The sequence below is a fragment of the Mycobacterium sp. 23 genome, from assembly GCF_048287075.1.
Lineage (GTDB): Bacteria > Actinomycetota > Actinomycetes > Mycobacteriales > Mycobacteriaceae > Mycobacterium > Mycobacterium gordonae_B.
This window is the reverse complement of record NZ_JBLVUX010000005.1, coordinates 5422083-5434446: the sequence shown is the minus strand read 5'-3', so window position 1 is coordinate 5434446 and position 12364 is coordinate 5422083. Positions and strand designations below refer to the sequence as shown.

At 66.2% G+C, this 12364-nt stretch carries 15 protein-coding genes; 1 reads left to right on the top strand and 14 read right to left on the bottom strand.

The annotated features are described in order from the left end of the window. Window positions 1–228: 228 nt before the first annotated feature. Window positions 229–579 carry an ArsR/SmtB family transcription factor gene (locus ACNQS7_RS26400; RefSeq protein ID WP_418014858.1) on the bottom strand — a complete coding sequence of 117 codons (351 nt, stop codon included), beginning with the start codon at window positions 577–579 and terminating at the stop codon, window positions 229–231. A gap of 84 nt (window positions 580–663) precedes the next feature. Here ACNQS7_RS26400 and ACNQS7_RS26395 point away from each other — a divergent pair, with 84 nt between their 5' ends. After that, window positions 664–2598, top strand: coding sequence for a heavy metal translocating P-type ATPase (locus ACNQS7_RS26395; RefSeq protein WP_418016158.1), 1935 nt, complete (start codon window positions 664–666; stop codon window positions 2596–2598). On the opposite strand, the gene ACNQS7_RS26390 is transcribed toward ACNQS7_RS26395, so the two are convergent. The 13 genes from ACNQS7_RS26390 to ACNQS7_RS26330 all read right to left on the bottom strand — a co-directional run bounded on the left by ACNQS7_RS26390 (window position 2593) and on the right by ACNQS7_RS26330 (window position 12355). Beyond that, window positions 2593–3369: an SHOCT domain-containing protein gene (locus tag ACNQS7_RS26390; RefSeq protein ID WP_418014857.1), complete on the bottom strand. Its 777-nt coding sequence runs from the start codon at window positions 3367–3369 to the stop codon at window positions 2593–2595. The genes ACNQS7_RS26395 and ACNQS7_RS26390 overlap by 6 nt on opposite strands. 14 nt (window positions 3370–3383) lie before the next feature. Then, entirely contained in the window at window positions 3384–4154 is a 771-nt protein-coding gene (locus tag ACNQS7_RS26385) for a DUF427 domain-containing protein (RefSeq protein ID WP_418014856.1), read from the bottom strand. Continuing rightward, complete coding sequence (locus tag ACNQS7_RS26380; protein WP_310773319.1) at window positions 4151–4426, bottom strand: DUF6295 family protein; 276 nt, start codon at window positions 4424–4426, stop codon at window positions 4151–4153. Before ACNQS7_RS26380 ends, ACNQS7_RS26385 begins: the two co-directional genes overlap by 4 nt. 4 nt (window positions 4427–4430) lie before the next feature. Then, window positions 4431–5186 (bottom strand): dienelactone hydrolase family protein, encoded by a 756-nt coding sequence (locus tag ACNQS7_RS26375; RefSeq protein WP_418014855.1) that lies wholly within the window; start codon window positions 5184–5186, stop codon window positions 4431–4433. Between the two features lie 36 nt (window positions 5187–5222). Beyond that, complete coding sequence (locus ACNQS7_RS26370; protein ID WP_418014854.1) at window positions 5223–6806, bottom strand: esterase-like activity of phytase family protein; 1584 nt, start codon at window positions 6804–6806, stop codon at window positions 5223–5225. 81 nt (window positions 6807–6887) lie between these two features. Continuing rightward, window positions 6888–7679: a hypothetical protein gene (locus tag ACNQS7_RS26365; RefSeq protein WP_418016157.1), complete on the bottom strand. Its 792-nt coding sequence runs from the start codon at window positions 7677–7679 to the stop codon at window positions 6888–6890. 35 nt (window positions 7680–7714) lie between these two features. After that, the gene (locus ACNQS7_RS26360; protein WP_418014853.1) at window positions 7715–8200 is read right to left on the bottom strand and encodes a hypothetical protein; all 486 of its coding nucleotides are present in this window, start codon (window positions 8198–8200) and stop codon (window positions 7715–7717) included. Window positions 8201–8281: 81 nt separating this feature from the next. Then, window positions 8282–8590: a hypothetical protein gene (locus ACNQS7_RS26355; RefSeq protein ID WP_418014852.1), complete on the bottom strand. Its 309-nt coding sequence runs from the start codon at window positions 8588–8590 to the stop codon at window positions 8282–8284. Window positions 8591–8676: 86 nt separating this feature from the next. After that, window positions 8677–9621, bottom strand: coding sequence for a hypothetical protein (locus ACNQS7_RS26350; protein WP_418014851.1), 945 nt, complete (start codon window positions 9619–9621; stop codon window positions 8677–8679). After that, window positions 9611–10762 carry a sulfotransferase family protein gene (locus ACNQS7_RS26345; RefSeq protein WP_418014850.1) on the bottom strand — a complete coding sequence of 384 codons (1152 nt, stop codon included), beginning with the start codon at window positions 10760–10762 and terminating at the stop codon, window positions 9611–9613. The genes ACNQS7_RS26350 and ACNQS7_RS26345 overlap by 11 nt, the downstream gene beginning before the upstream one ends. A gap of 95 nt (window positions 10763–10857) precedes the next feature. Then, window positions 10858–11316, bottom strand: coding sequence for a MarR family winged helix-turn-helix transcriptional regulator (locus ACNQS7_RS26340; protein ID WP_418014849.1), 459 nt, complete (start codon window positions 11314–11316; stop codon window positions 10858–10860). 79 nt (window positions 11317–11395) lie between these two features. Beyond that, complete coding sequence (locus ACNQS7_RS26335) at window positions 11396–11734, bottom strand: MmpS family transport accessory protein (protein ID WP_055578507.1); 339 nt, start codon at window positions 11732–11734, stop codon at window positions 11396–11398. Between the two features lie 153 nt (window positions 11735–11887). Continuing rightward, complete coding sequence (locus tag ACNQS7_RS26330; protein WP_418014848.1) at window positions 11888–12355, bottom strand: type II toxin-antitoxin system prevent-host-death family antitoxin; 468 nt, start codon at window positions 12353–12355, stop codon at window positions 11888–11890. Window positions 12356–12364 lie beyond the last annotated feature (9 nt).

Genomic DNA, 12364 nt, shown 5'->3' with positions numbered 1-12364 from the left:
CGGTTGTTACCTACATCACGCGGACGGCTCAGTCTACGCTCAGGATGACGGCGGGCAGTAATTAGACATAGCATGCCCGGCAAACGGTTTGGCCGCTCTGATCTCTTCATACTGGCCGACAGCGAAGAATTTCGAGCGGTCCGCAACACTTCGCAAATAAGAAATTCTTATAATTAATCCCCGAACGAGGCGAATATCACATCAACCAAGTTCGCGTGTCGCCCAGAATTACGCCGGATGCTGGGCGTCGGGGGCGCTGTCGCTTCCAACGCTGTCGGCACCCGTCAGTGCCAGGCTGAGCACGCGCAGAATGTCTTGGTCGGCCGGGGAGTAATAGACGAAGGTCCCTTCGCGGCGGGTTTTCACCAACCCGGCAAGCCGCAACTTCGCCAGATGCTGACTAACGATGGTGGGCGCAACCTGCGCCAGCTCTGCGAGGCAGGCCACCGACGTCTCACCCTGCAGCAACGCCCACAGCACCTTGACCCGGGTGGGATCACTGAGCATGCGAAATGTCTCTGCGGCACGGGTCACCTGCTCCCCAGAAGGCATGGAGAAGCCGGCAATCGACGTGTGCACGAAACCAATTGTACCGCTGACCAGTGCAATTGCGCATCCATCTGTAATCGCAGTTGCATACCTTCACATATACGCAGCTATAGTATCGACGTGCCCACAACCGAAGTACGCGATGCCGCCAGTGCGCCGGAGCGGGCCCGGACGGGTCCGGTGGCGCTCTCCGAAGTCCGGTGGGCGCTGGTCGCGACCGGACTCTTCGCCTCGGGCCTGATCGCCCAGCTCGCCGGCGCACCCGGCTGGGTGTTCTGGACGTTGTACCTGGCCTGTTACGCGGCCGGCGGTTGGCAACCGGGACTGGCCGGCCTGCAGGCGCTGCGTAACCGGGTCCTGGATGTCGATCTGCTCATGGTCCTCGCGGCACTCGGAGCCGCCGCCATCGGTCAGGTCTTCGACGGCGCACTGCTGATCGTCATCTTCGCCACCTCCGGCGCACTGGAAGCCGTAGCGACCCGGCGCACCGAAGACTCGGTGCGGGGACTGCTCGGCCTGACTCCCGAAACCATAACTCGGATAACCGATTTCGACGTCGAGGAACAGGTGGGCACCGCCCAGTTGGAGGTCGACGATGTGCTGCTGATCCGCCCCGGCGAGCGCATCGGCGGTGACGGCGTGGTGCTCGAGGGCACCAGCGCGGTCGACCAGGCCGGCATCACGGGGGAGCCCCTACCGGCTGACAAGGCGCCCGGTGACGAGGTTTTCGCCGGGACCGTCAACGGCACCGGCACGCTGCGGATCCGGGTGGTGCGCCCAAGCGCCGACACCGTCGTCAGCCGCATCGCCGCGATGGTCGCCGAAGCCAGCGCGACCAAAGCGCGTACCCAGCTGTTCATCGAGAAAGTCGAGCAGCGCTACTCGGTGCTCATGGTCGTCGCGACACTCGCGTTGCTGGTGGTTCCCCTGCTCGCCGGCGGCGATCTGCGATCGTCGTTGCTGCGCGCGATGACGTTCATGATCGTGGCCTCACCCTGCGCGCTGGTGCTGTCCACTATGCCCCCGCTATTGGCGTCGATCGCCAACGCCGGTCGCCACGGTGTGCTGGTCAAGTCGGCCGTGGTGCTGGAGAAACTCGCCGGCGTCAGCCACATCGCGTTCGACAAGACCGGCACCCTGACCAGGGGAACGCCGCGACTTGCCGCGGTCCACCCGGAGGCCGGATACACCGAGACCGAACTGCTGACGCTGGCCGCGTCGGCGGAGAATCCTTCCGAACATCCGCTGGGTCGCGCCATCGTCGCCGCTGCCCGTGAAGCGGGCGTAGCCGTGCGGCCGGCGGGAGAGTTCGCCTCCGCGCCGGGACGGGGTGTCCGCGCCCGCGTCGGCGACCGCACGGTCGAGGTGGGCAGCCCGATGGCGCTCGGCGCATACCGAGTGGCCGAGCAGTTCGAGCAGGCCGGATACACCGCGGTCATCGTGCTGGTCGACGGCGCCCCCGCCGGCGCACTCGGGCTGACCGATCACGCTCGTGACGAGGCCGTCGGGGCAGTGGCGAGCATTCAATTCCTCACCGGCACAACACCTTTACTGGTGACCGGAGACAACCCGCGGGCCGCTGGCCGGCTGGCCGGCGAGGTGGGGATCACCGATGTCCGCGCCGGCCTGCTGCCCGACGACAAGGTCGGCGTCGTGCGCGGCCTGGAGGCAGAGGGAGCCAGGGTCTTGTTCGTCGGGGACGGGGTCAACGACGCACCGGCGATGGCCGCCGCCCACGTGGGGGTCGCTATGGGCCGTTGCGGATCCGACCTTGCCCTGGAAACGTCCGACGCGGTGATCACCCGCGACGACCTGGCGGCGTTGCCGGCCGTCGTCGCCCTGGCCCGCCGGGCCCGGCGCGTGGTCGCCGCCAACCTGGTGATCGCCGCGACATTCATCGCCGTGCTGGTCACCTGGGACCTGGTGGGACACCTTCCGCTGCCCCTGGGCGTCGCGGGGCACGAAGGGTCGACGGTACTCGTCGGCCTCAACGGCCTGCGACTGCTGCGCGATCGCGCCTGGCCCGGGCGCGATCAGACCCGGCTATAGATCGGACAGGATCTGGCTGCGCAGGGCGGTGTACTCCTCAACGGTCACCGTTCCACCGTCTCGCAACCTTTCCAGCTCCCGAAGTCTCTCGCCTACCGACGCTTTGTACTCTCCGGAGGTCGCGCGACGCACCACAGCCTGAAGCTGTTGGCCCGCAGCCGGGTTGGAACGGACGTCGACCATCTGACTCAAGGGAATGCCGTGATCCCGCAGGATGCCGAAGATCTCCATCAGCGGCCCGGCTTGTCCCGACAGGTCGTAAGTCCGGTCGTCACCCGGAAGTGAGAAATGGGCCGGCACCAGCCCGTTGACGAGACTGCTACGCTCCCAGTCGATTTGATGCTCTCCGGTGCTCGGGTCGACCAGGACGACAAGCTTGCGGGAGGTGATGTTGGACAAACGCAGCACGCTGGCGGTGACGCGGAGCTCGGAGTCGAAGGCCGTGAATTCTTGCGCCGCAACGTATATGGACACTTTGACTACGGGCTCGTCGCCGACGCTGACACCGGTCTCGGCGATGCCGGTGATGTCGGCCAGAGCCAGCACCCCGGTCCGCTGGAGCGCCTCCTGCCCCGCATCGAGCTTCACGCCGCGGGCGGTCAGCGCCAACGCGAGAAGCACGCTCGCGACCGTGATCAACAGTCCTGCCCACCACATCCAGGCCGGCACGCCCGGCTCACCGACCGACAGATAGACGCCCAGGAAGATCGGCCCGGCCACCCCGCCGCACAACAGAACCCAGAGCTGGGCCTTGAGGTATTGCCAGAACATTTCGCCCCCAGGCCTCAGCTGAATTGCGTGCGTGGCCGGGACAGCGCAACACCGTCGACGATGATTTCGAGCTTCTCGTTGTAGAAGGCCACCAGCCCGGCGATCGGAGCGACGGCCGGCAGCGGGTAGTGGTAGGTCCACGCCAGATCCGGATGTAGTCCCTCGCCCACCCGCACGGACCAGTAACCCGATGTCACGCCCTTGTACGGGCACAGCGACTGGGTTGAGGTGGGTTCGAGGTGCTCGAAGGCGACATCGGCCGGATCGATGTAATACCTTGTCGGCAACCCTGTTTCGAAGAGCAGCACCGGCGACCGGGTGTCGGCGAGCACGACGCCGTCCAGCTCCACCCGGACGTGCCGGTGGGAACGCAGCGCATCGACGCGTGCGTACGGATTGCGCGGGTGACCGTAGATCTGCTCGTCCTCCTCCAACCAACGCAAAGGATCCCACTCGAACCGCACGAACCCCGCGACGGGGCTTTCGCTGTCGGCATCGAACACCCGCGCGGCCGAGGGGTGCGTCTGTCCTGCGCCCACCACCGAGTACAGCCGCGACGGGCCGAGTTGCACCCGCTGCGGATGGTTCTCGTCGCTGAGGAATTCGGTGCGCACGTCAGCCAGCGGGATGTAATACGCCGGGTAGTACGGGAATTCCCACACGTAGCGCGCCGCGGTCGTGTCGAATATCAGTTCGGGGCCGAGGTAGCCGCGTACGCGGCGCGGCGCGGGCTCGATCCGCCCTCGCGCGGCGGCCATTTGCGGGAAGTCGTGTTCGGCACTCATGACTGGTTCCTGGACGCCAGGCCCGCCGGCGCATGCGCGATGGCCGCGCGGATCGCGTCGGCCAGGGCCAGTGCGCTCTCCTCGGTGAGTTCCAGCGCCACCCTCGCCGAGGGGCCCAGCTCCGGATTGATGACATCGATGTTGACGGTGTGCCCGTACTGCGCGTGCACGGGGTGATCGACGTACACCGTTGCGCGGCTGGCTCCGAACCATCCCGTCGCACCCTTGCCGCTGCCGTCGATCTCGACGTGTTCGGTGAGATAAGTGCACACAGCTCTAGCCTTTCAGATGAGTGGCGAAGAAAGCGTCGATGCGGCGCCAGCCGTCCACCGCGGCTTCCGGGCGGTAGGCCGGGCGGTCGACGGAGAAAAAGCTGTGTCCCGCGCCAGGGTAGGAATGGAACTCGTGCGGCTTGCCCAGCCGCGTCAGCTCGGCGTCCAGCCTCGCCACACCATCCGGCGCCGGGAACCGGTCCTCGGCACCGAACAGGCCCAGCATCGGGCAGCTCAGCTCCCCGGCCAGGCCGAGGATCGGCTGCATGGTCTTAGGCATTCCTTCCGGCGCGTCCTCGACGATGAACGCTCCGTAACAGTTCACCGCGGCGTCGAACTTCAACGAGCAGGCCGCGAGGAAAGCGTGCCGTCCGCCAGAGCAGTGCCCGATCACGCCGAATTTGCCGTTGGCGCCCGGCAGCGATCGCAGGTGCTCGACCGCCCCGGCGACATCGCCCACCAACCTCTCATCGGGCACCCCGCCGGCCGCCCGGGCGGCCGCCGCGGCATCGTCGGGCGCGGCCCCCGGGGCCTCGCGGGAATACAGGTTCGGCGCCACCGTGCTATACCCGGCGACCGCCAGGCGTCGCACGAATTCCTTTGTCTCACGGTCATATCCGGGCATATGATGAATCCATACCACCGAACCGCGCGAGCCTGCGGCGAGTGGCATGGCCCGGTACGCCTCGATCTCGTCACCGGAGTGACCGGCGATACTGATGGTTTCGGCCTGAATTGCGTCTGGGCTGTGAGCGTTCACGGCTTCAGCTTGCCACTGTCGCGGGAAGGGACGCACTCAGCCGACTTTGACGGCCACCGTCACCTTCTCGGTTTTGGCGGGCAACTGGTCGGTGTCGACCGCCAGGATCTCGCCGCTGTCCTGAGTTCCGTTGGGCAGCGTCTTGGCCTTCAGCCGAAACGGCGGAGTGTCCGAGGCCAGCCCGCTCAACCCGTAGTCGCTGTCGTTGGCCAGCAGCAGCGTCTTTCCACCATCGCGGGTGGCTAAACCCTCGATCTTGTCGTGCCCGAAGAAGTCGCCCTTGGGCGACAGCGAGCGAAGCATCGCGGAGACATCCAGCTGCAAAGTCTTTGTGGCTGCCGTGATTCCGGCGCCCTTGAGCCTCGCCAGCGCTTCGGCATCGGTACTGACGCCGACCAGGTTCTCGATCGGCATCTTGTTGATCAGCAGGCCGCCGGCGGCGGCGTCATAAATCGCGCCGGGCACGGTCGAGTTCGGCCCCACGTCCGTGGCCGCGGAGATGTCGGCCACGTAGATCTTCGCGTTGCCGTCCGGCGGGTTCTTGCTGTTGCGCTCGTCCACCAGGAAGGTCGTGGCGCTGAGCGCGGTGATCTCGGAGATCCCGACCTTCGACTGCTGCGGGTTGGCCAGCGGGTATATGTACTCGTGCATGATGTTGCGGTTCACCAGGTTGATGGTGACGATGCGGGTGATCGGGACCGCCTTTGCCGGGCCCGGCAGTCCCGGGGTCTGCAGCGCCGACTGCATGACGGCCACCAGCGTGTTGCCGTCCGGGGTGATCGTCAGGCCCTCCAGACCCCGGTTCGGGGCACGCAGCGAAAGCTCCCGCGGCAGGGTTTCGTCATAGGGCGAAAGACGTTCCAGCTCTTTGCCATTGGAATCGAAATGGACGATGTAGGGGCCGTACTCGTCGGACACCCAGAAATTCCCGTCGAGCGTCGCGACCAGTCCCTCAGGGTCTATGCCGTAGTCCGCGGGCGGCAGTGGCGAGCCGTTGAGGTCGACCATCGTTTCACCGGGAACGGCGTGCGGGTCCAGCAACCCTTCCAGCGGATGACCATCCGGCCCCTGCAGCATGATGGTCCGCTGCACCGTGGCCACCCCGTCGGCGAGTTTGAGTTTCGCGATGTGCGGGTGATATTCGGGGACCGGAAAAACGACCTCGTTCGGTGTGCGTCCTTCGACGTTGGGGCCGCGGTCGGTGAGCCCGTAGATCTCGTCACTGCTGCCGGGCACCGGGGCGATGCCGGATCCGTGGGCGCTGGCCTGGATGTCGATGCCGCCCATGGTGGCCAGGGGCAGTTGATTCTCCGAATAGAGCTTGACGGCCCGACTGACAGTGACGGGCAGTTCGTCGTTGCCCTTGAAGCCGGCGTCGGGGGTGTAGACGACCGTCCCGTTGATTCCGTAGCTGATCTTGCCGTGCGCGGGCTTACCGAACGCGACCGGAGTGATGCCACCGGTGGCGGCCAGCATCCGGTCCGGGGTGATGTTGAGTGGTTTGCCGGCCGACGCGCTGAACTCCGCCCTGCCCGAGGCCGTCGGCAGGGAAGGCTTGGCGCTCGACGCGCAGCCCGCGACGGTGACCAGCACCGTGGCGAACACGGCGAGCGTTCTCATCGTGTATTCCATCCGCGTGTGTGCCATTTGCATTGTTTAGCAAGCCAAGTTGACGTACCGGTGTACACCCGCCGAGCGCCGTTAATGCTTCTTGTCCCTGACCTTGTACGTCGACGGCCACGATTTTCGCGACTCGTCGCCGGTCAGCGGGGTTCCCATGCCGCCGACCTTCACGTTGTAGGCCTCCTTGCCCGGTCCGACTTCCCGGTTGGCATGCTCCTGAGCCAGGTAGTACAGCTCGTCGATGGTGGCCTCGTCGTAGGCCACGAACGAGGTCTCGCGCGCGATGTCGTCGATGCCGGCCAGCATCCGGTCCGGCAGGAAACGCGACGCCAGGGCCGCGGCACCGAGCAGCGAGAACGGGACGACCCAGTAGCAGACGAAAGACAGCGGGGTCTTGGTGTCCAGGATCGTCGCGTTACCCTGCACGATCGGCGGAATCGCCGACGAGATGGTCATCCCGGCGAAGGCGCCCACCCAGATCCAGGTCAGCACCGTGGTGATCCGTCTGAACAATTCCGTGTTGACGATGTCGGGGGGTTGCTCGGCCGCGGCGAACTCACGCACGAACGGCTTGCCGATCAGCACACCGACCAGCGCCACCAGGAAAATCCCCAGGTTGCTCAGCGGCTGAATCCAGCGCGCCATGAACTCATCAGACAGCGCGAAGGTCAGCACGGCCAGCAGCACAAACGTTGCGACAGCCCCGATTTCGAGTGTGTGCCCGGGTTTGTCGGTGGTGCGGCCGACGGCGAACACCGCGATGGCCATCAGCAGCGCGATCGATACGGCCGTGGCGAACGGAACGTTACCGACCAGCACCCAGTACACAATCCACGGCGCAAAGCCAAAAGCATGCCCACAAGGGGTCAGTCTATGGCTGGGCTGCCGCAGTCCTGCGCACCGGATCAATTGCGCTGCCTGCTCCTGGTCGGCGACGGCCACGGATTTCCTGTTTCACCCAGGCAGCTGACGATCATCGGCGACGGGCCATTGTGCGCCACCTGCTTACCGTTGGCCAGCACCCGACACTCAACGGTGGCTCCCGGTTCAAGAGTCGTCACCGTTACCCCCGCCATCACGACGGTTCTCCCGACGACAACGTCTGTGGACCAGGGCAGCGAAACATCGTGGTTTTCGTCGCCGTCGGTGGGCCCCTTGTACGAGACGCGCGCCGTTCGGGCCGATCCCTCGACCTGATACGTCATCGTGACCGCTCGGCGCTTGTCCTCGCTCGACGACTTCATCAGCACTACCAGGACGACGACCCCCAGCATCACGACGACAAGTAGGGCAACGCCGCCGAGCACCCATGGCCACAGCGGCTTTCGCGGGACCGGCGCCGAGTATCCGTACGGCGGGGGCGGGTATCCCGGAGGCGGGTAGTTGTACATGAGGACGTCCCGAGTCGCGTGGGTGCAGCTACCCGTCCATCACAGCAGGTTTCTCCCGCGATGACCTGCTGTTGCGCAGATTCAGTACTGCCGGTAGCGGCGGGCCACGTGCTCCTGCCTGATCTCGATCTGCGCGGCGCGTTGCTCGGCGCTCACCGTTGCGGTGCCCGACGGCAGCCGGTCCCGCAGGCCGGTCAGCGCGACCTTGTACACCGCGGTCGTCGGCATCCGCTCCGGTGGCCTGGGGTAGGTCCAGCGCACCGTGAGGAATCCGGTGCGGTGGCCCACGGTGTCCAGCCAGTTCGGGACCCCCGGATCGCGGTGCGCGACCACGTAGCGCCGCACGCCGTCGGGGTCCACCGCAGTCTGGAAGCCGTTGAGGCTGCTCACGTGGTTGGCGTAGTCCAGTGACTCGCCCCAGACATTGGACAGGTGAAAGCCCAGATAGGCAGGTTCGACGGGAACGCGGACCTCGATCAGCAGGGCTTCGTCCTCGTCGAGCTCGAAGACACCCCCGAGTAGACGTTGGTGCTCTGGCCGCCGCCGGACGCGAGATTGGCCGCTGCCGGTTCGTTGAGGGCGTTGTGCGGCATGAAGGTGAGGCCGTCGCCGTTTTTGTCGCCGTTGGACTCCAGCACGATGTCGTAGAACTCGTTCCAGAACCGCATCTGGTGCTCGACGAGTTCGCCGACCCGCCGCACCGCATCGGCCGTGCCCGCGGGGTCGACGGGCGACGGTTGTCTACCGCGCCGGCCGATCTGCACGATGCGCAGCTCGGGTGACACCTCGTTGGCCCAATCACCGAACAGTGACCGCACGATCAGATACCGGGCGGTGTCCTTACCGTTCTTGGCCGTTGCGATGAAATTGCCGGTGTGATCGGCGGGGCGCTCAGGCGCGCAGAGGATTTCGAAGCGCCCGTCCGGATCCACCGCCAGGTCGGTGCTGTCCAGCAGGCCGGTCACCACCCGTCCGCCGGGCGCGAGTTCCATCAAGCTGCCGGTGTCCCCCGCGTAGCTGCTGTGTGCTTCGAAGACGACGTACTGCGGCGCCACTGCGCCGTTCGCCCGGCTGCCGCCGCCCCAGTGCCGGTGGTCGGCGACGCGGCCGGTTATCCGGTAGCTCGCGGCGCCGTCGATCCGCGCCGACAGGTACAACGCGTCGGCGTTGTCGATGGTGGCCTTGTCCTGCGGCTGGATGGCGCGCCGGAAATACGGGAAGTCCGGGTCTTCGAGGCAGGCGCGCTCAATCGCGCTGAACAGGAACCCGAGAAGGTATCGATGACCTTCGGCCAACCCCTGCTCGGTCGGTGGCGGCGCGTGCAACGCCGGCGAATCGACGTAGTCGCGGCCGCGGTTGAGCGCGTCGATCAGGTCCGTCCAGGCCGCGCGCAGCGTGTGCCCGGTCTGCTCAGTTGACATGTGCCCTGCCTTCTTCCTCAGCGTCCCAACCGAATTCGTCGAAGAACGGGGCCAGGCGCTTCCTGATGCCGGTCGCGTCCAGACCGAATTCGCCCAGACTGTAACGGTGTGCCGTCTCGTGGCCGCACCGGCGCCCGGCGGCCTCGAATTCGGCGGCGGCCTCGGGCCCCAGATGCAGGCCCAGTTCGTCGTAGACGCGCCGCATCGTCGCGGTGGGAGCCGCTACCAGTTCGCGGTAGTCCACTACCGCCGAGCGCACCTCGGGATGTCTGGCCAGCACGTCCAGCGGATGGGTGTAAGAGTGGATGGACTGGTCGGCGAGCACCCGTAGTGATTGCTCGATGAGCCGTTCATCGCGGCCACGCAGGCGCCACTCGGTCTGCATCATCTTCAACAGGCTGGGAATGGTCTCGTACGGATTGCGCATCGGGACAATGAATCTCGCGTCGGGAAACGCCTCGATCAGGGCCTCCACCCGACCGCAGAAGGTGGGATTCTTGCTCAGGTGCGTACCGCCACCGTTCAGCGCGAGTTGGCGGCGCACACATTCGCGGTAGAACGCCATGAGGCGGCGACGCTTGCGCGCGGGCCATCGATCCAGGTGGTAGAAGTCCAGCTCGCCCATGTAGGGGAACATCACGATCCAGAAACCGGAGTTCAGCGACCAGGTCAGGAAGAAGTCGTCTTCCTCCGGGACGAAGAAACCCGTTTTGTGCATATCGTCGGTCTCGGAGAACAGCTTTTCCTCCGCGGCGTCAAGCCGGCGGCGCAGCGGTTTACCGAGCCTGGCATCGATGCGCAGGATCAGGCGCAGCAACCGTTTCTGCAGCAGCGACGGGAAGAACAGTTCGTACATCAACGCGTAGCTGAATTGCGGGTCGGCGGCCATCAACCGGTGCAGGTAGGTGGTGCCGCTGCGCGCGTGGCCGACGCTGAACGTGGGAGCCCGAACCTCCACGCGCCTTAGCGACGGGCACACGACCGGGTCGAGCGCGAAGCAGAGCGCGTGCAATGCCGCGATCGTCGGCATGGCGACCATGAAGGCCAGATACCGCTTGCGGGGGGTAGCGGGATCGTCACGCAGCAGCCGCAGCATGGTGGCGAATTTGGACCAGTCGAAGTAGAAGCGCGATCCATACATGAAATTCCCTCACCCGCATCACCTTTAGCGGGGAGCGTATGCCCAGGTATTTGACATTGTCAAACAGTTTCGCAGCGGAGTTCATCGCGGAGCGGTCAGTCGATCGGCGTCACCGTGGTATCGGCGAGAAAGCGGGCCAGCAGCCGGTCGAACTCGCGCAGGTCGGCGGCCGACCACTGCGCGAGAGCTCGCTGCAGGTGCTCGCGGCGCACCGCCTGCAGGGCGCGCGCGGCCCGCGCACCGGCGGCGGTGGCCTCCACCATCGTCTTGCGCGCATCTGCCAGGTCCGACTGCCTGGCGACCATCCCGTCGTCCTGCAAGCTCTGCACCCTGCGGGCGGCCATACCGAGATCCATGTGGGCGAGGCGGGCGAGTTGACCCATCGGCAGCGGACCCTCGTCGGCCACCACCCGTAGCAGGACATACGACGGCTGCGACAGCTCTACCGCCGCCGCGGCCGCCTGGCGCTTGAACATCGCCCGGCTACCGCTCAGGCGCAAGATCCTCGACATCGTCGCACTGATCGAATCCAGCGTGTCGCGTTTGGTGGCCACCCGGCCACTTTACTTGACATAGTCAAGCATGAACGTCCCGAAGGCCGGTGCGCCGACGGGCTTTTGGAAAAGCGGCCCGCTACCGCGAGTAGATGCAGTGCGCTGAGCCGCCGACCGGCTGCTCGGCCACCACGTGGCCGCCGATCGTGATGCGGCAGCCGGGACTGGTCGTACCCGACCCGACGACCACCACCTGGAAGAGGGTGACGTCCGGGCCGGCCTGGATGGTCCGGCTCCATGGCAAGGGTGCGTTGTAGACGCGGTCGATTGCCGGATCGGTGTCGATCGTCGTCGCGGTGCCGGTCCCCAGCGCCTCGAAGATCACGGTGCTCGAATCGGCGTACGCCGGCGGAGCGACCAGTCCGGAGAGTGCGGTGACTGCCAGTGCCGAGAAAGCGGCTCGGGTGACACGCTTCATTTGCTCAGACCCCTCAGATTCGCATGGGTAATAGTCCGCCACATGTCACCGACCGCACGCGTTACGAGCTGGCGTTTCCCTTTTCGATGGGTTCATCGTTACCCGAGGTGACGCAAATTCAAACCTCTGGCGGCAAGCCAGTATGCGAAGGGACTACGCGACCGACACGATGCGGGCGACGACCTTGCCACCGCGACTGACCTCGATGGTCTGTCCTGCCGCGACCCGATCGATGTAGCGTCCAGCCCGGCTTCGCAGTTCGTCGAGTTCGATGGGTCGGCCCGCATCCGCCGGCACCCCTGCCGGTCCGGCCAATTCGCCGGCCGCCACTATCCGCGCCAGTATCCGACCGCCGCGGACCACGTAAAGCGTCTCTCCCGCGGCTACCCGGTCGAAGCACCGTCCGGCACGCGTCCGCAGTTCGTCGAGTCCGACCCAACCCGGTTCCGCGGCGTCGACCGACCGCGCCGGAATCGGCGCCACCCGCCAGTCACCCACCGGTTCGATCCGCGCCACCAACTTGCCGCGCCGGACGACGTCGAGCGCCTCGCCCCCGGCGACCCGTTCGAGGTACGTGCAGGCGTCACTCCGGAGTTGGCCCAGGCCAATCACTTCCGCCATCTCGCTCCG

Excerpts from the sequence above, each read along its gene's own strand:
- ACNQS7_RS26390 (WP_418014857.1), bottom strand. The coding sequence starts at position 3,369 with ATGTTCTGGCAATACCTCAAGGCCCAGCTCTGGGTTCTGTTGTGCGGC.
- ACNQS7_RS26385 (WP_418014856.1), bottom strand. The coding sequence starts at position 4,154 with ATGAGTGCCGAACACGACTTCCCGCAAATGGCCGCCGCGCGAGGGCGG.
- ACNQS7_RS26370 (WP_418014854.1), bottom strand. The coding sequence starts at position 6,806 with ATGAGAACGCTCGCCGTGTTCGCCACGGTGCTGGTCACCGTCGCGGGC.
- ACNQS7_RS26360 (WP_418014853.1), bottom strand. The coding sequence starts at position 8,200 with ATGTACAACTACCCGCCTCCGGGATACCCGCCCCCGCCGTACGGATAC.
- ACNQS7_RS26350 (WP_418014851.1), bottom strand. The coding sequence starts at position 9,621 with ATGTCAACTGAGCAGACCGGGCACACGCTGCGCGCGGCCTGGACGGAC.
- ACNQS7_RS26345 (WP_418014850.1), bottom strand. The coding sequence starts at position 10,762 with ATGTATGGATCGCGCTTCTACTTCGACTGGTCCAAATTCGCCACCATG.
- ACNQS7_RS26335 (WP_055578507.1), bottom strand. The coding sequence starts at position 11,734 with ATGAAGCGTGTCACCCGAGCCGCTTTCTCGGCACTGGCAGTCACCGCA.
- ACNQS7_RS26330 (WP_418014848.1), bottom strand. The coding sequence starts at position 12,355 with ATGGCGGAAGTGATTGGCCTGGGCCAACTCCGGAGTGACGCCTGCACG.